General features: G+C 36.8%; 12 protein-coding genes. 4 read left to right on the top strand and 8 right to left on the bottom strand.

The genetic code is table 11. From position 1 onward, the window contains the following. Window positions 1-18 precede the first annotated feature (18 nt). The gene (locus KO505_RS02600; RefSeq protein WP_216053878.1) at window positions 19-924 is read right to left on the bottom strand and encodes a PD-(D/E)XK nuclease family protein; all 906 of its coding nucleotides are present in this window, start codon (window positions 922-924) and stop codon (window positions 19-21) included. Between the two features lie 255 nt (window positions 925-1,179). Further along, a complete protein-coding gene (locus KO505_RS02595; protein WP_216053877.1) occupies window positions 1,180-1,446 on the bottom strand; it encodes a hypothetical protein in 267 nt (88 codons plus the stop codon). 439 nt (window positions 1,447-1,885) lie between these two features. On the opposite strand from KO505_RS02595, the gene KO505_RS02590 reads away from it, so the two are divergent. Then, window positions 1,886-2,962 (top strand): flavin reductase family protein, encoded by a 1,077-nt coding sequence (locus tag KO505_RS02590; protein WP_216053900.1) that lies wholly within the window; start codon window positions 1,886-1,888, stop codon window positions 2,960-2,962. Continuing rightward, entirely contained in the window at window positions 2,959-4,011 is a 1,053-nt protein-coding gene (locus KO505_RS02585; protein ID WP_216053876.1) for an acyl-CoA desaturase, read from the top strand. The genes KO505_RS02590 and KO505_RS02585 overlap by 4 nt, the downstream gene beginning before the upstream one ends. A 74-nt stretch (window positions 4,012-4,085) precedes the next feature. Here KO505_RS02585 and KO505_RS02580 read toward each other — a convergent pair whose 3' ends face one another. Beyond that, entirely contained in the window at window positions 4,086-5,270 is a 1,185-nt protein-coding gene (locus tag KO505_RS02580) for a hypothetical protein (RefSeq protein WP_216053875.1), read from the bottom strand. Window positions 5,271-5,589: 319 nt separating this feature from the next. Here KO505_RS02580 and KO505_RS02575 point away from each other — a divergent pair, with 319 nt between their 5' ends. Together KO505_RS02575 and KO505_RS02570 are read left to right on the top strand one after the other, a co-directional pair. Beyond that, entirely contained in the window at window positions 5,590-6,096 is a 507-nt protein-coding gene (locus tag KO505_RS02575) for a sigma-70 family RNA polymerase sigma factor (RefSeq protein ID WP_216053874.1), read from the top strand. 1 nt (window position 6,097) lies between these two features. Further along, window positions 6,098-6,766, top strand: coding sequence for a hypothetical protein (locus tag KO505_RS02570; RefSeq protein WP_216053873.1), 669 nt, complete (start codon window positions 6,098-6,100; stop codon window positions 6,764-6,766). Between the two features lie 84 nt (window positions 6,767-6,850). On the opposite strand, the gene KO505_RS02565 is transcribed toward KO505_RS02570, so the two are convergent. From KO505_RS02565 to KO505_RS02545, 5 genes are all read right to left on the bottom strand, one after another. Beyond that, window positions 6,851-9,934: an efflux RND transporter permease subunit gene (locus KO505_RS02565; RefSeq protein WP_216053872.1), complete on the bottom strand. Its 3,084-nt coding sequence runs from the start codon at window positions 9,932-9,934 to the stop codon at window positions 6,851-6,853. A 2-nt stretch (window positions 9,935-9,936) separates the two neighbouring features. Further along, window positions 9,937-11,295 (bottom strand): efflux RND transporter periplasmic adaptor subunit, encoded by a 1,359-nt coding sequence (locus KO505_RS02560; RefSeq protein WP_216053871.1) that lies wholly within the window; start codon window positions 11,293-11,295, stop codon window positions 9,937-9,939. Between the two features lie 2 nt (window positions 11,296-11,297). Next, on the bottom strand, window positions 11,298-12,701 hold the full coding sequence (locus KO505_RS02555; protein ID WP_216053870.1) for a TolC family protein: 1,404 nt from the start codon (window positions 12,699-12,701) through the stop codon (window positions 11,298-11,300). 467 nt (window positions 12,702-13,168) lie between these two features. Beyond that, complete coding sequence (locus KO505_RS02550) at window positions 13,169-16,240, bottom strand: TonB-dependent receptor (protein WP_216053899.1); 3,072 nt, start codon at window positions 16,238-16,240, stop codon at window positions 13,169-13,171. A 616-nt stretch (window positions 16,241-16,856) separates the two neighbouring features. After that, on the bottom strand, window positions 16,857-17,822 hold the full coding sequence (locus tag KO505_RS02545; protein ID WP_216053869.1) for a class 1 fructose-bisphosphatase: 966 nt from the start codon (window positions 17,820-17,822) through the stop codon (window positions 16,857-16,859).

Here is a 17,822-nt window from a genome sequence, read left to right as displayed (position 1 = left end):
ATAGTTGGTTATACAGATTTAGTTACAGGGTCCGTGCATTTCAAAAAATTGCTTTCCAATACTTCTTGTATTCAATTTCGAATGATCAATTGGCATATTTTGCTCATCTATAAAAGTCGATAGCACTCGTCTTGCTATTTCTTTGTCACCAGTATCTTCGTTAAATACTTGTATTTGTGTACTATCACGACGAATTACACGATAACTTATTCCATCTTGAGTAGTAATAATTACCTCTTCGATAATTACACCAATATCCTCGCCAGTCCTCATTGTTTTCTTCGCACTAGCCTCTGTTGTCATAGCATTATGGCGGATAAAAGCTTTAATCGTATGACGCATATATTCATTAATAGGGTTAATTTCCCCCGACCCTTCCTTTAATAAAATACTTTTTAAAATGCTAGAAATACACCTGTCTCCAGAACTCCAATAAATCCATTCTTTTGAATGGTATTCATTTTTTATCAATAAATTATAAAACTCAGACACTAGTTGTCTATTTTCAACTTTGGGAGTTAGAAATACAAAAGTTAATCCCTTCATTTCGGGCTCTTCAGCCAGTACTGCTGAATAGTAGTCATTTAGTTGTTTGGGATTGGCTGCACCAACTTTTATTTTATTTTCAATAATAATCCTATGCTGTTCATTCTTTTTAATATCCAGAAGTAACAATTGAATATCAATGTCTTTCCTATTGCCATTCAACTGATATGGTTCTTCAAGTGACACTTGAGCATCAATAAATTCATCTTTTAATATATCGTTGAAACGTTCTTCATTTAAGAGTTTTAGAAATTCTCTAACAAACGCGTCTCCTAATCCATGATCTTTATTGCTATCCAAAAGATAGCCAAGCATTGCAGACATACTTGGTTCATGAAGCCTTGACTTTCCTTGGCTGAGAACTTGAAAAATATTCATTCCGTTTTCCTAAAGTCTAACAACTTATTTATATGAGCTTGTTGAACCCTTTTAAGCACTGTTTTTAGCATCAAATAATTTAAAGTGCCTGTCCATTTTAATACTACTGATACTGCTTTTTTTAATATAATGCTCAGACTTCCCTTAGGTATTTAACGCCTTCATTCTGTTTGATCTAGTTTGGTATTTTAGTTGAGTTGTTTACAACTAAAAGTAACTAATGTAAGTGAGTAATTATTTTTATTTAGCAGGAATTTAACTACGTTCTTCAGGAACTTGTTTCTCTAATATATCTAAGAGTGTTGAATATTTAGGAGATCCTAAATATGTCGGAGTAATAATCATCATTAATACTACCAGAAAGGCTATAACAGTGAGTTCTTTAGTCGATATCAACCCTAGAAATAAAGAGAGTATGGCCAAAAAATGCGCCCAAATTAAAAAATAGTTTAAATATTTAACTTTATTTCGAGACTTTATAGCAGATTTAATTGTGACTATTTCTTGTGATGTTAATTTCATGTCAATACTCTCCTTGAACTATAACGCTTATTAACGAGCCTTTCGTTTAAGTAACTGCTCATTTTATAATCTTTTCATGAAAAGTTTAATAAAAATTTATCTGACTTTAACCTGACCCCGACTACTTGCTTCCTATTAAAAAGCACATAGATATAATTTTCAATGATTTATTTAACAACCTAATTTTTAGTACTATAAAAATAATTAAGATGTGATGGGAACAGATAACTTACTCCATCAGGTGAAACCTTAGAGTTCAGTTAAATATAATTTAATCGTAATAACACTCAACAAAAAAACGTCCCCCCTAAAACCAAAAACATTTAAAACACTTGAAATATAAAACTTTCAGCGTACACTTGTGCGCTCAAAATCTGAGCGTACACTTGTAAGCTCAAATTGTTACCCGTATTTATAACAAACAGAGATATTTTTAATGATGATGACACAGGCTTTAAACCAGTTCTCAAAGTGGTTTTTGCACCATCAAACCTTTGCAGGTTATGTTGAGCCAATTATGCAGGTATTTAAACCTGCTTGGCGTGCAGGCCAATTTAGAGCTCAAGTGGTTAGTGTTAAGGCATTAACTGGACGTTTCTTAAGCGTGCTAATTAAGCCAACTGATAACTGGCCTGTTCATGTGGCAGGGCAACACGTGAGTTTGACAGTTGAAATCAATGGACGATTATTAACAAGAGTGTTTACGGTTGCATCCAGTCCACAAGATTTGGAAAAATTTGGAACCCTACGTTTATTAATTAAAACCAATGAACAAGGGCGTTTTACTGGCTTGATAGATGGCCAGTTAAAACAAGGCGTTTGGTGTAATATTTCAGCGCCTAGTGGTGATTTTGTATTTAACAGCTTAGATGTCTCTGCCAAGTTTGATACCCCAGTCATGTTTATTGCTGGCGGTTCAGGTATTACGCCTATATTAGCAATGCTTACAGAGCATCTAACAGCCTCATCTAATCAGACATTTACCTTAATATATTATGCAAAAAAATCAGAACACCAATGTGTAGATGAACTGGATCAGCTCGCTGCGCAGTTTAACAATTTCTCTTTTTTCTTATTAACCCGTGAACAAGAAAGCGATATCACCAGCAAGATAACGCTTGAGCCTAAGCCTGATATTTACTGTTGCGGCCCAAGTCCCTTTATGAAAGTGATAGAAGACTTTTCTAATACTAATGGTTTGCGCTATTACCAAGAACAATTTGGATTATCTATACCGCAATCAAACGCCAACTCTCAATCTGACACATTTTTTTATGCTGTATTGAATGGCGAAGCACATGAAGTTAGTGCTAACGATGTGCTACTGCCTCAATTTGAAGCCAAACAACTTCCCGTTAAGCGTGGTTGTGGCATTGGTATTTGTCATCAGTGCCAATGCATTAAAACCTCGGGAGTGGTTCGTAATTTAAAAACCGGTGAATTGTCCGACAACGGAGAACAATTAATTCAGCTTTGCATAAGCCAGCCTGTTAGTAATTTGGAGTTACATCTATGAACCGTATTAATTTTGATGCGTTAGCCAATGACTTAGATACCATAAAAATGGAGACGCTAAACAAAGTTGGCCAACAGGATGCCGATCATATTCGTTCCATTGTTCGTAAACAAAGACTGTGTGAATGGGGCGGACGTATACTACTTATGCTTGGCTTTATTCAACCACTGTTATGGGTTGCCGGTGTATTGTTATTGGCGTTAGCCAAAATCCTCGACAATATGGAAATTGGTCACAACGTTATGCACGGTCAATATGATTGGATGAATGACAAACAATTAAACTCTCAACAATACGAGTGGGATATTGCCTGTGACGGTCAGAGTTGGCATCGAGTTCATAATTTTGAGCACCATACTTATACCAATATTATTGGTAAAGACAGAGACTTTGGATATGGTTTGTTGCGTTTGAGTGATGACTTTAAATGGCGCTTTAAAAATGTATGGCAATTTTTTACATACATTAACTTAAGCGTGTTATTTCAATGGGGGGTGTCGTATCACGAGTTAGCCGCTGAACGTGTTTTTATTGGGAAGAAAAAAGAAAACCGCAAAGGTCTTGTGTCACACTCTACATTAAAAAAACGGTTTTTCAGTAAAGGTGCTCGTCAGTTAATTAAAGATTATCTGATATTCCCGCTACTAGCTGGACCATTATTCCTATGGGTATTCACCGGTAACTTATTGGCAAATTTAATTCGCAATTTATGGACATCCACGATTATTTTCTGTGGACACTTCACGGAAGAAACCGAAACGTTCAAACAAGAAGATTGCGAAAATGAAAGCCAAGGTCAATGGTATTACCGACAAGTTTTAGGCTCATCTAACATCAAGGGGAGTAATTGGTTTCACATTCTAACAGGTCATTTGAGTTGCCAGATAGAACATCATTTATTTCCAGACATGCCCTCTTCTCGTTATCAAGAAGTGGCGCCAAAAGTACAAGCTGTATTAGATAAACATGGCATTGCTTATAATACTGGCAGTTTTTTCAAGCAGTATAGTTCGGTAGTAAAACGTATTTTGTATTATTCATTCAAATAACAAGGTCAGGTTTAATCGCTTTCCAAGATCAAAAAAGGGCTGTAACAACAGCCCTTAATTTTGTGTATTAAATATTAACCAAAAATCTTACGCATTAGCGAAATAACTTGATCAATATTCTTACCTAACTTCACTTCACTTACTAACGCATTACGTTTCTTCTGCATATAAGCTGGCATATCGTCTGACGCTAAACGTTTATCAACGATCATTTCTGCCGTTTCTTTAGTACGTCGTGTCGTTGTGCCAGATTTAGCTCTGGTGGCTGAAATTGGCTTATCACGTAAACGAACATAATTAGATTGCTCAGCTAAACCGTCTTCAGCAAACAAAAATAAATCCATAAGGATAGCGCGATTACGCCATATTTTTTGCTCTGCTTCATCTTCAGGTTGCATCTTACGCCACCAAGCACAGGTTCTCATCGTCGTTACAAGTTCATTCCAGTAGCCGTCAAAACTAAAGTTATTAAACTTAGGAATAGATAGACCTTGGCAGATCACATCAATTTTCGCATTGGTTAATGCAACAAATTGATCAGGACGACGCATCGCTAATAAACGAGTGGCTGCAGCTAAAGGTGCTTTTTCACCCGTTGCTTTTTTCTCAGTAAAGGCTGTAAATAACGATGAATAATGATCAACAAAGGCTTGATATTGTTTATGAGTCACTTCACCTTCTAATGGAATATGTGCCAAAGCAGCATCAAATTCTTGAGGTTGCGCTTCTAATAACGTGTGGAATACTTTGGCAGCTTTAGTCGAAGCAAACCATTCACAATCGAAGTCATAGATATTAAAGTCATGTTGATTTGTGTGTTTACCTACAAATGCTAAACGATCTAACTCACTCATTTGCGCGATAGGAGTAGCACGTAATGTATCAATGTAATCTAACAATCTTAATCTTTCTTCCAATGCTTGCGGTACCGCTTGTGCATTTATAAAATCGTAGAAGATGACCCAAGGAGCAATTTTAGTCATTTTAAATTGAGAAAGGCTAATGGCTTTAACCAATAGCTCTTGCATTTTTTTCAATGGTACAAACTGTGGCGGGTCCATCAAATCCTGATTTAAATCTTGATTAGTGATCCTGAGTAACTCAGCACTCCAATTTAAAAAGTCATCTGGGTGATTCGTCACCTTCACGGCCATTAGGTTTAAACTAAGTTCAGTAGCATATTCCAAAATGTTTTGATAAATAGTGTTTTCAGCATCTGACAATGCCATTTTTACAGGGGACGTTAACAATTTTCTCATGAAAGACTTATGCTCTGATCTGTGGATGATAACCAATCAGTATAATTGGTATTCAGTGAAAGGCCTGCATTATACGAAAAATGGCGCTAATTTGATAGTTAAAATCCGGCAAAGGCCTATGCTTGCCTAATTACCACACATTTAAAAACCAATTAATGAGCAATTAAATAATTAAGATTAAACACTGAACAAAAATAAATAATTATTTTTTGTGATTTTTTTGAACCCGCTGCGAATAACTAAGTAGATTAATGATAAACATGAGGGATATATGAACTTTGACACATTAAAAAATTGGATTTTCAGGGTAATAACGTAAATGAATATATCGAAAAAAAGTCAATTTTCTGAACTGATAAATCAGCACAAAGGCATAGTGTATAAAGTAGTGAATTCGTATTGTGCTCACAAACTAGATAAACAAGATTTAGCACAGGAGATAATTACAAGAGTTTGGCTGTCATTTGATAAATACGATGCAGAATATAAGTTTTCCACTTGGATGTATCGTGTCGCGTTGAATGTCGCTATTTCATATTATCGTAAAGATAAAAAACATCACGACAATGTATCCATGGAAGAAAATTGTATTTTTAACATTGTCGATATGAAGGACGATAATTCAAAAAATGAAGATATCAAGCAGCTTTATTTTTTCATTAACCAATTGGACAGACTGAACCGAGCAATCATGTTGCTGTATTTGGAAAACCAAAGCCATAACGATATAGCGGACAGTTTAGGTCTCAGTAAATCCAATGTAGCAACTCGAATCGGTCGTATTAAAGAAACTTTAAAACAACAATTTATGCAACAGGCGTCTTAACATGAATATTAATGAATTGAAAAACACGTGGGAACAACAAGACAGAGCGATTGAAGAATCTGTTGAAATTAACCAACAAGAATTATCGGATGTGGATACAAGCCAACATAAAAACAAGTTTCGTCGGTTAATTGCCTTTCGCCTTTTTGAAGCGCTTATTTTCACAATCATTATATTGTCATTATGGTATTATATCGGCTCAAACATAGAGCATAATTTGATCTTCACGGCTCCAACGATCTCAGCCTTGATTCTGAATATATTTGCGATTATTGGCCTGATTGGTAGCATCGGTCAAATCGTCTTAATTTTTCAGTTAGACTACAGTGCTCCAATTAAAAAATTACAAACGCAGATTTTGACTATTGTTTCTCACGAACTGCAATTTACTAAATTAGTACTAATGTCAGCACCATTTTATTTAGCGTATGTGTTTTTAGGTTTTGATCTGTTGTTTGGTTTTGACTTTTATAGCCAACTAAGTGAAAACATAATCACTATATATATAGTCACATCAGCCCTACTATTTTTAGTTATGCTTTGGTTTAATATCAAATTGAGTTGTAAAAATGTTTCAACGCCTTGGGTCAAAAAAAGCATCGAGTTTCTTGTTGGGAAACATTTAGTCGAAATGTCAGGTGTGGTAAATAACCTAGAACAACACGGATAACACATTACAGGTTTAGGTCATTAGATAAAAAAAGGTCACATTATATTTAATGTGACCTTTTTTATTTCAATGATAAACGTAACTTTAAGTAGTTGGTTTATATGCAATTACTTTATCCAAAAGCATATAGTTCACTGGTACCAGTATTAATGTAATAAAGGTCGCAAACAAAATACCAAAACCTAAAGATACCCCCATTGGGATTAGGAACTGAGCTTGTGTTGACTGTTCAAACAACAAAGGCAATAAACCGATAAAGGTAGTTAAGCTGGTTAATAATACCGGCCTAAAACGAGCTGCACCGGCCGTTGAAACTGCATCTAATAACGCCATACCTTCATTACGTTTTTTATTAACGTAATCCACCAGCACCAATGAGTCATTAACGACGACACCAACTAAGGCTAACATTCCCAATAAACTCATGATGGTTAAGTCCATTCCCATAATCCAGTGGCCAATAACCGCGCCTAAGATACCAAATGGGATCACGCTCATTACTGCAACAGGTTGCCAATAAGACTTAAACGGAATAGCTAACAAACAATAAATAGCAAAGAAAACGATTAATAATCCCCAAGCTAACGAGCCAAAAGACTCTCTCTGTTCTTTTGCTTCACCTTCTAACTCATAACTGACACCCGGGTATTTCGCCACAAGGTCATCTAAAAACACTTTTAAGTCAGCATTTAACACTGTCATATTAGTTTTGGTTTTATCAACATCTGCCGTAACATTTAATACTCGGTATCGGTCAATTCGACTAATAGTCGACGGACTTTGTCCCGGTAGTAATTGGGCAACATGAGATAGCGGTACTTCGCCACCACTTGGTAAATTAATTAATATATGTTCTAAGTTTGAAATAGCTCTGCGTTCTTCCAGAGGCAACCTAACCATCACGCGTACATCATCACGTCCACGCTGTATGCGCTGCACTTGCGAACCAAAATATGCACTTCTTACTTGTTGTGATATTTCATTACGGGTCAACCCTAGTGCTTTTCCTTGTTTGGTGAGCTCTATTTGTAACTCTTGTTTACCATCAGACATACTATCGGCAATTTCAAACACCGTTGGATAGGTTGCTAATCTAGCTTTCACTTTTTCAGCTACTTCCTGTAAAACTTGGATAGAGGTTGCTGATAATTGCACGTCTATCGGATCAGATGAACGACCAATTTCAGCCCTAAAGGTTAAGGTTTCTGCACCTGGAACCGTTCCAATCAATCCTCGCCACTCCGCTAACAATTGACGAGATGTAATAGTCGATTCACGTTTCTCTGGAGGTATAATTTCAAAACGCACACGTCCTTGATTTGTTGTACCACCTCGACCACCAGTGATAGCTAATACATTTAAGATCACTGATTGCCCATCTTCGTCTACATACTTTTGTTGAAGATCATAAGCCGAATCAGATATTTTTCTGATAAACCTATCTGTCACTTCAAATGGCGTACCCGTCGGCATAGATAAATTCATGCTGACCGTTTCACTTGGAATACGAGGGAAGAAGATAAACTTAGTCCAACCAGACATAATCAAACTTACTACTAGAACAAACGCACTGACAAACATAGCGACAGTCGTTCCTTTATTCCGTAAGGCTTTATTTAATATAGGTTGGTAGTATTTAATAATTGAACGCTCAAACCCGTTCGCAAAATTCTGTTGGAATTTAGAAAATCCAGTGAGTTTAGATTCATCGCGATATTTAATAAATTTTAAATGAGCAGGTAATACAAACTTAGATTCAATTAATGAAAACAATAACACCGGAATAATAACGACAGGTAATTGTGCAAACAAAGCACCGCGATTACCTTCAATAAATGCCAATGGCATAAAAGCAACAACGGTTGTTAAAACACCAAACGTAACTGGGGTAGCTACTTCTTGAGTACCTTTGATTGCAGCTTCTTCACTAGATTTACTATGCCGCATATGGGTATAGACATTCTCCCCGGTGACAATGGCGTCGTCCACCACGATCCCTAGGACTAATATAAAGCCAAATAAACTCATTACATTTAGAGTAATACCAAAAAAAGGCATAACAATAAATGCCCCCATAAAGGAAATAGGAATACCGATAAATACCCAAAATGCGATGGCAGGACGTAAGAATAACGTTAATAACAACAGCACTAACAAACCACCTTGTAATGCACTTGAGGTTAATGTTGCTAAACGATTTTTAACAATTTGTGAGTCGTCATCCCAGTAACTTAATTCGTAACCTTGTGGAAGGTTACCTTGTTGATCAATTATGTATTGTTTTACTTTGTCAGCAACATCAATCGCACTTTGTTGACCAATACGATACACCTTAATAAAAGCAGCTTGTTTACCGTTAAAGCGAGTACGAATTGGGTATTCTTCAAAACCGTCATTGATCACTGCAATATCTTCTAAACGCAGGATACTGCCGTCTGGATTATTCTTAACAACAATACTTGAAAACTGCTCTTTATTGTATGCCTGACCTTTTGAACGTAATAAAATGTCACCACCTAAAGTACGTAAGTTACCTGCAGAAATATCTAACGAACTGCTACCCACTGCTTTAGACACTTGGCTTAATGTTAAGTCGTACTGGCGTAATTTGTCCTGATTCACTTCAATCGCAATTTCATAATTACGCACACCATCTAACTCTAATTGAGTAAGGCCTGGTATTCGTAACATGTCATCTCGAATACGTTCGGCAAATTCACGTATTTCGGCTTCGCTGTAATCACCAGCAACCGTTACGGTAACCACGTCTCTTTTACGTTGATTTAAACCCACTACCGGTTTTTCTGCGTCGGCTGGAAACGTATTAATAGCGTCGACACGGCTTTTTATATCCGCCAACATATCTCTTGGCTCGTAACCAGAGTCAATCTCAATACTAATTGAAGCACTGCCTTCAGAAGAACGACTAGTTATACGCTCAATCCCTTCTAAGTCTTGTACGGCTTCTTCCACTCTAATGGCCACACCTTGTTCAACATCTTCAGGTGTCGCGCCGCGTAAACTCACTTGTACGGATACGACATCAGATTCAAACGACGGAAAAACCTCAAGTGGAATTCGGTTAGATAGAGAAAATAACCCTGCCATTAAAATAGTTAGGAGCAGTAAGTTTGCTGCTACGTGATTTTTAGTAAACCAAGCAATCATGATCAGTCTCCATTAGCTGTACGTTGTTTACGTTTCGCTTGCATGTTTTCAAACATTTTTTCTGGTGAAATCCCTTCTTTCTCGGCCATTTGTTTGATCTTTTCTTGTCTATCTTTTGGTAAGTCCGACAAACTACGCGCTTTGTTCGGTTTTGAGTTGGCTTTTTCCTTTGTGTTATCGCCCTTACTTTCAGCCCCTGCAATTGACACTCTTGTACCTGAACTTACTTGACCTAAAGAGGTAACGACTAATTGTTCATTTTCATTTAAACCTGACTTAATGATTGCGTCCGTTTCGTTTTTCCACAACAAGGTGACTTCGCGACGTTTAAGTACCCCTTCTTCTACGATATAAACATAACTACCTTGGTAAATAGCTTTGTTTGGAATAACTAAAACGTCAGATAATAGTTTGCCTGTCACTTTAGCACTCACGTATTGGCCAATTTTAATTGGAAAATCATTTGCTTTAGTTAGTGCATAAGGGTCTTCAATTTGTGCGACCACATAAAGTTGTTGAGAATCACTATCGATAGCCCCTTCGGTTCTTACTAAACTACCTTGCCACTTATGCTGTCTACTTAACTCTGATTCAAAAACAACTAATGCGGATTCACTATCAACTTGTTGGTTCCGATACTCTTCAGGTAAATCAATTAATTCAAGATCTTGATTTTTTAATGGCAATCTTACTTCTACATAATCAACCGCATAAATGTTAGCTAACTGACTATTCATTGAAATAACTTGGCCTAAGTCGACATTTTTATTCAAGATTCGTCCTGCGTATGGCGCTACAATTGTCGTACGCTCTAACGTTAATTTAGCTTTATCTAATTGTGCTTGTGCGGAGAGTAATTTGGCTTTTGCCGCCGCAAGTTGAGGCTCTCTTAATACTAAAGCGTTAGGCTGTCCTTGTTTACCCAAACGTTTCCAATCGGTTAATGCTTGATCGGCACGAGCTTGTTCTTCTGCTAACTGTTGTTTTATATCTAATAAATTAGCTTGAGCGATTTTAACGTCGGCTTGATGATCCCTGTCATCTAGCTTAAGTAAAACATCACCTTGTTCAAAAAAACCACCATCTCTAAAACTGTCACTTATATAGTTTATTTGTCCAGATGCTTGCGCCACTAATACACTTTCAGTTCTAGGTCTAATTGTACCAAAGCTGCTTAGCTTCACTTGGTATAATTGTGGAGTTAATGTTTGTACTTCCACCGTCATTTGCGGCGCCTTAGAGGCTTTTTGACGATTGGCTTGTGGAGGATTAGATATAATCAACTGAGAAATAACAATTCCACCAATTAAGATGGCAGCAGGTAATGCGTATTTTTTAAATTTTGCAATAGATAGAGACATAATTACTTCACGTCCTTAGATAAAATTGAACTAAAATCACCGCCAAGCGCAGTGAATAATTGTAAGCGGGTATTAAGCATTTCATATTTAAGTTTAATCACTGTACTTTGTGCACTAAAGGCTCGATTTTGAGCATCTAATACCGTGGTATAACTAACTAAACCTTTTAAATATTGTTCAAACGACACATCTTGCGCTAATTGAGCATTGTTCGACGCATCAATATTGGCGTCGTAACTCAGTTTTAAATTAGAGGATTCAGTCAATCCATTTTCTATACTTGAAAATGTATTAAATAGTGTTTCTAAATACGCTTGTTCAGATTGTTTAGTTTCTAATCTAGCTTTCTCTTCATTAGCCGCTAATCGGCCAGCATTAAATATTGGAGCAGTAATATTACCAACTAAAGACCAACCAAGATCGGATGATAATAAGTCAGCAAGTTCTTCACTTGAACCACCTGCACTCGCCGTTAAACTAAAACTTGGAAATCGTTGTTTATGGGCATAAGCTAATCCAGCGTCTTTGGCTAATAAGCTGTTCCACATATACTGCAACTCGGGGTTATTCGCTACCGTATCGGCAGGAAGTCCTACTGCAATATTACTGGTTAACTCTGGAATTTCTTGCACATTAGTTTGTAGTGCTGCTTTAGGGTATTGACCTAATAACAACTCTAACTTTCTGATAGCAGCTTGTAATGCCGTTTTTTGACTTGCCACATTTGAACGTTCACTAGCTACTTCGTTACGTGATAAATACACATCTAATGACGTATTTAAACCGCTGTCATAACCTGACTCAATAATGGCTAAGTTCTGAGTAATGCTGTTTAATCTTTCTTGTGACAGGGTTAACTGTTGATTCTGCTCAACCACTAAATACCAATTTAAGATAACGTCAGATACTAACGCTCGCTTTTGCTGTTCATACTTAGCTAACAAAGCAGCATAATTTAAATTTGCTTGGCGCTCAGATGCGCTTAATTTGCCCCACAGATCAAATTCATATTTCAACGAAAGAGATAATTCACTGCTTGATACCGCGGTTCCGTAATCCCGTTCAGATGCCGACAGATTTAAATCAAGTGACGGCCACAAAGTTGCGCCACTAACCAACAAGCTTTGCTCTGCTATTTCAACAGCTAACTTCTGCTGCTTCAATGCACGGTTATTCTGTAATGCAATTTCTATATTTTGTTTTAATGTTGGTGTAATTAATTTATCTAACCACTGAGCATTAACCTCGGAATTTACCTTTTGAGTTAATATATTTTCTTTAGTCCAATTTTCTGGGGCCGGAAGTGAATTGGGTTGGGTTTCAATCGCTGAATTGGTTGTACAACCAGTAACAATAAACCCACTGAGTAAAATAAAACTTAGATACGACTTTTTTTGAAACAACATTTATCTAAATCCAAAAGTATTAAAGTTTAAAACAACAAGACGGCATACTATTCAATAAACATACCGACAATTATATTCATAAATATCAAATAGTTAACTAAGCTAAAAACGCAAAATTAATGACAGAACTATTTATATCCCCATTTAAGGAGCTAAATATCCTTAAATAAGGAGTCATATTATTAGCCCTATAGTGTTAACTCGTTAAAGAATACCCCATATTCTTGCCATTTTTATTGCGCTGAGTTCAACTCCCAAAATTAATAGACTAAACGCCAATTGATAATCAGGAAGCCATTAAAATTGTAAATGCTTATTAGTATTGCAAATGCTTATTAAAAGGTGCGATGAGATATAGATTCAAGGGGGCAGCTAAAGCTAAACAAATAAAAAAGCCTACTTAATATAAGTAGGCTTTCAAATTTTTAGTTGTTAAGAGTTTAGATAACTCTTTTTTCTATGCTGGTTTAGAATTTGTAACGTGCACCAAATGTGATACGACGGTCAGCTAAACCTTGGAAACAGAATTGCGCACCTTCACTAACACAAGATTGTGTAATCTCAGATTCAGTTAAGTTAATCGCTTCTATACCTAAGTTTAATTTTTCATTCACGTCATAGCTAACACTTGCATTTAACTGACCTCTGTCATGAGTATAAACAGGGAAACCTAATGTAGAGTTACGAGAAGCACCCGCTGCTGTGTCATCTGTACGGAACGCTTCACGCCATGTGTAACGTAAACGAGCAGAGAAACCATGTTTGTCATAGTAAGCCGTTAAGTTATATGCATTTTCAGAGAAGTCTAATAACCCTTGAACTGCAGTCACTTTAACAAATTCAGCACTGTCATATATCCCATTGATAGCATTGAAGATATCAGTACCACGGGTAGCTGATTCATTCTCTACTGAACCACCTTCATAATCTTGAACTGTGTAGTTAGCTTGAATACCAAAACCTGATGCCCAACCTAAATCACTTTCAAATGCTGATAGGTCATACTGGAATGCTAATTCAAAACCTGATTGAGTGATTGTTGCAGTATCATTCACAGACGTTTCCGCATCAACACACATACCTACACTGCCACCTGCATTGAAGATATTTGGTTCTGCAATCGGGTTAAATACACCACCGCCAGGACAGTTTGGATCTGTTTCACGACCATTATTAGCTAATTGAGCCGCGCTGTTTAAACCTGCAACATGTAAATTAGTAATATCTTTACTAAAGTAACCTAAGCTAACTACCGCAGCTTCAGCAAAGTACCATTCAGCAGAAAGGTCTAAACTCGTTACTTCTTCTGGTTCTAATCCAGGGTTACCAATTGTTACCGAAGCATTCTCAGTAGGGCTAAATTTTGCATTGGTATTAAGGTTACTAAATGATGGGCGTTTTATATCTTGTCCCCAACCGAAACGAACAACAACATCATCCAATACATCAGCAACAATATTTACACGAGGTAGAACGTAATTATAGTCACCTTCGTATTTAACTGTTGTAAATTCGCCATTTAGCTCAGTTGCACCTTCTGAAGTAACTTCAGATGTAATATAACGAACCCCAGCATTACCACGGATCATTTCCCATTCAAAATTAGCTTGTGCATATAATGCTGTAGTTGTTTCTTCAACTTTAAACGCATCAGACTGTGAAGGTTCTGTTTGTAAGTAGTCAACTGGGCTATCGAAGCTAATACCTAACGCTTCCATATCAGCTCTATGTGCATCCATAGCACCGTGAAGCGTATCAATAACCGCTTGTGGGTTATTGTAAGCCAAATCTGGATTGATGATTACAAAATTACGGATTGCTAATTCACGACCATCAGCATCACCAAAGTTACTTGGACCCGCAACTAATAGTTCGGAGAATAAATCACCACCTGGGCTATCTTTCATTGAACTAAAGCCACCAATACGATCAGATGTTGATACTGATTCGTGGCTAGCTTTGTTATAACGGAAACCTACATCAACAGATGTTATAACTGAGTCTAGGAAGTAATTCGCATCAACACGGAAAGCAGTATCAGAGTTATCTACATTACCTAAGCTGTAATCAACTTGGTCTAACACGACGTTATCACCATTTTGAAGGTCAGCAATAGTTGGGGCATACATAGAATCAAAGTCGATACCGAAAGTTAATGCTCCACCGGTTAAGTCATATAAAGTAGGAACGGCGTTATCGTTCTTTGAACTACTTGTGTAGTTACCGTCAGCATCTAGGCTAGTTACCGGAGTATTAGCGTTAGGGTTGATGAAGTTCAACTGTGAGTCTAATTTAGGTGTTTTAGTTTTAGATGTTGCACTTGAGAACTCAGCACTAACAAACAAGTCATTAGTTACTTGCCATTCACCGCCAAGACGGATCAAGGTAGTGTCTGTTTTACGAGCCGCATTATCACTGTTAAAACGTAAGTTAGGATCTTCACCATTGATACCTAAGCTGCCTTTAACGGCCGCTTGTATTTGACCAAGATCTTGCCCCCCTAATGAACCGTAATCTACAGTTTCAAATTCATCTGGTACCGATGTATTTAGTAAGTCGGATACGCCTGAAATTTGAACACGTGTACTTTCCTGACGCACTTCTTGTTTCGTTAATACTGTGTCTATGAAAAACTTCATGTCTGCATTTGGAGCAAATTCTAGCGTACCTGCAAAGTTAGTAGTCTCGTATTCAAAGTTTTCTAACTCTTGATTTAAGAATTGAATGCCTAAATAATCAAAATCTTGTGCTGCTGGACGTTTAGTTGCTTGATCTTCTGTAGACGCCACGCCATCGCTGTTATAACGAATAACATTGGCATTTTTATTTTCCACTAATGCATCACGGTCAACACGTGGACGAAATGAAGTGGCTTCTTGTAATGAGTAACTACCACTTGCAACAACACCGAATCTACCAGAACTAGTCTCCCAGTTATCACCCCAAGCACCTGAAAGTCTTGGCATAACACCGTCTTCAGTTAAACTACTATCTTCACCTTGAACTCTTATCGTTGCTAGAGTTTCACCTAAAGCAAGTGGGCGGATTGTTTTAAGATTAACGGTACCACCAACTGAACCTTCAGTGTGTTTAGCTTGAGGCGATTTGATAACTTCTACGCCAGCAATGATAGATGCAGATAAATCTTCAAACTTCATACCTGTACGGCCAGAGCCTGTACCAACCGTCTGCATACCATTAATTTGTACGATATTTGAGTTACTACCGCGTATTTGTACTCCAGTACCAACACCTGCAGTACGTGTAATTTGTACACCCGTTAAGTTTTCTAATACTTCAGCAAGGTTTTGATCCGGTAACTTACCAATATCTTCAGATTCAATAACTTCAATTAAGTTATTAGATTCACGTTTTTCATTAAGTGCACTCGCTAATGAACCTCGAATACCTTTCACTTCGATAACTTCTACATCTTTATCGGCAGCGTTTTTATCTGCTTCAGCAGCATAAGTAGGTGAAGCTAATAACATAGCAGCTAAAGAAGATGCATATAATTTTTGATTTAGTGAATTCTGCATACGAAGTGCAGATATTATTTTATTTAGTTTCACGTTGTATAACCCCTGTTGATTTATTCTATTAATCTAAGCACACAACTTTCAGTAATTCCAAAAGTCATAGGTTGCTAATTGTTATTACCCCAACCTGTTGGCCTTACCAAAATAAGACCAAAAGATATAACCAATTTCTTTTATTTTTGTATTATCGATTAAATTTGGTTGACCATTTATAATACAACTTACAATGTAGTTCAAACAATAATCGACTTAACTTATACTTTTTTTTTATACAAAAATCGGTTTTTTAAAAAATAACCTTATTTTTTAGTGACATAAGTAACAACAATTAATTAGGTGAAAATACCACAAATTGTTTACCAAATTGTAATACCTAAAATCAATAAAGATGATCTCTATACATATTATGTAGCTGAAATTGACGTTAAAAGAGTCAGGTTATGCTCGATTGAATAAACGAATCGTAAATTTCAATCGGATTTAAGCGCATTATGAGGTGAAGTGAGCGTTAAAAAACAAGACAGTAACCAATCTTACTTTTAACTTTAATATTTTTAGGCAATAAAAAACCTAGGCAAGCCTAGGTTTTTTTATCAGATAAAGTATTGCAGCCGATTTAATTTAAGGTTGCTTTATTAAACTCATCGACTTGGTTAACCGATCCTAAAGCTACTGGTACTCTTTGATGTAAAGAACTTGGTTGAATATCCAATATTCGTTCACCCGACGCTGTCGCTTTACCACCTGCATTTTCTGCCAACATAGCTAATGGGTTCGCTTCATATAACAAACGAATTTTTCCATTTTCATTACCTGGACGCCCATCTTCTGGGTATAAGAATATGCCACCTCGACTAATAATACGGTGCATATCCCCAACCATGGCGGCATTCCAACGCATTGATGAACCTGCATACTTCTCAGAGGCATATAACACATCATCAAAATACGTTTGAGTAGGTTTAGACCAATGGCGGTAATTAGCGATATTAACTGAGAACTCTTTGGTTTGATTAGGAATAGTAAATTCGTCTTCAGTTAATAAGTAACCACCATGAGTTAAATCCAGCGTGAAACAACGTGTAGGCCCACCAGTTGTCATCACTAATAAAGTAGACGCGCCATAAAGCACATAACCAGCACACAGCTGATCTTTACCTGGTTGTGCAAACTGCAACTCACTATCATCAGCAACATCATCTCTGGCAGCATAAATAGTAAAAATAGTGCCTATTTGGCCGTTAATATCAACATTAGATGAACCATCTAATGGGTCAAAAGCAACAATATAAGGCGCACCTTTATGGCCTGCAACGACAAAGTCTTCCTCTTCAGAAGCAATCGCACGAACAGTATCATCGCCAAGTAACATGTCTTTTAATAACTGATTAGATAACACATCTAATTTCTTTTGCACTTCACCTTGAATATTTTCGTCTAAGGTTGAGCCTAATACTCCAGCCAAAGCCCCCTGACTTACACGAAATGCAATTTCTTTTGATGCCGCTAATATCGTTCTGATCAACATAATCAGTTCTAAACTGACGTTATCTTTTTTTAATACTGGTACTAATCGTTGCAT

It is taken from the genome of Psychrosphaera sp. F3M07 (assembly GCF_018860345.1).
In the GTDB taxonomy this organism is placed as follows: domain Bacteria; phylum Pseudomonadota; class Gammaproteobacteria; order Enterobacterales; family Alteromonadaceae; genus Psychrosphaera; species Psychrosphaera aquimarina.
This window is presented reverse-complemented; position numbering and strand designations above follow the sequence as displayed.

What these genes read in the sequence shown, in the direction of transcription:
- KO505_RS02600 (WP_216053878.1), bottom strand. Translation starts at nt 924, where the DNA reads ATGAATATTTTTCAAGTTCTCAGCCAAGGAAAGTCAAGGCTTCATGAA.
- KO505_RS02595 (WP_216053877.1), bottom strand. Translation starts at nt 1,446, where the DNA reads ATGAAATTAACATCACAAGAAATAGTCACAATTAAATCTGCTATAAAG.
- KO505_RS02590 (WP_216053900.1), top strand. Translation starts at nt 1,886, where the DNA reads ATGATGACACAGGCTTTAAACCAGTTCTCAAAGTGGTTTTTGCACCAT.
- KO505_RS02585 (WP_216053876.1), top strand. Translation starts at nt 2,959, where the DNA reads ATGAACCGTATTAATTTTGATGCGTTAGCCAATGACTTAGATACCATA.
- KO505_RS02580 (WP_216053875.1), bottom strand. Translation starts at nt 5,270, where the DNA reads ATGAGAAAATTGTTAACGTCCCCTGTAAAAATGGCATTGTCAGATGCT.
- KO505_RS02575 (WP_216053874.1), top strand. Translation starts at nt 5,590, where the DNA reads ATGAATATATCGAAAAAAAGTCAATTTTCTGAACTGATAAATCAGCAC.
- KO505_RS02570 (WP_216053873.1), top strand. Translation starts at nt 6,098, where the DNA reads ATGAATATTAATGAATTGAAAAACACGTGGGAACAACAAGACAGAGCG.
- KO505_RS02565 (WP_216053872.1), bottom strand. Translation starts at nt 9,934, where the DNA reads ATGATTGCTTGGTTTACTAAAAATCACGTAGCAGCAAACTTACTGCTC.
- KO505_RS02560 (WP_216053871.1), bottom strand. Translation starts at nt 11,295, where the DNA reads ATGTCTCTATCTATTGCAAAATTTAAAAAATACGCATTACCTGCTGCC.
- KO505_RS02555 (WP_216053870.1), bottom strand. Translation starts at nt 12,701, where the DNA reads ATGTTGTTTCAAAAAAAGTCGTATCTAAGTTTTATTTTACTCAGTGGG.
- KO505_RS02550 (WP_216053899.1), bottom strand. Translation starts at nt 16,240, where the DNA reads ATGCAGAATTCACTAAATCAAAAATTATATGCATCTTCTTTAGCTGCT.
- KO505_RS02545 (WP_216053869.1), bottom strand. Translation starts at nt 17,822, where the DNA reads ATGCAACGATTAGTACCAGTATTAAAAAAAGATAACGTCAGTTTAGAA.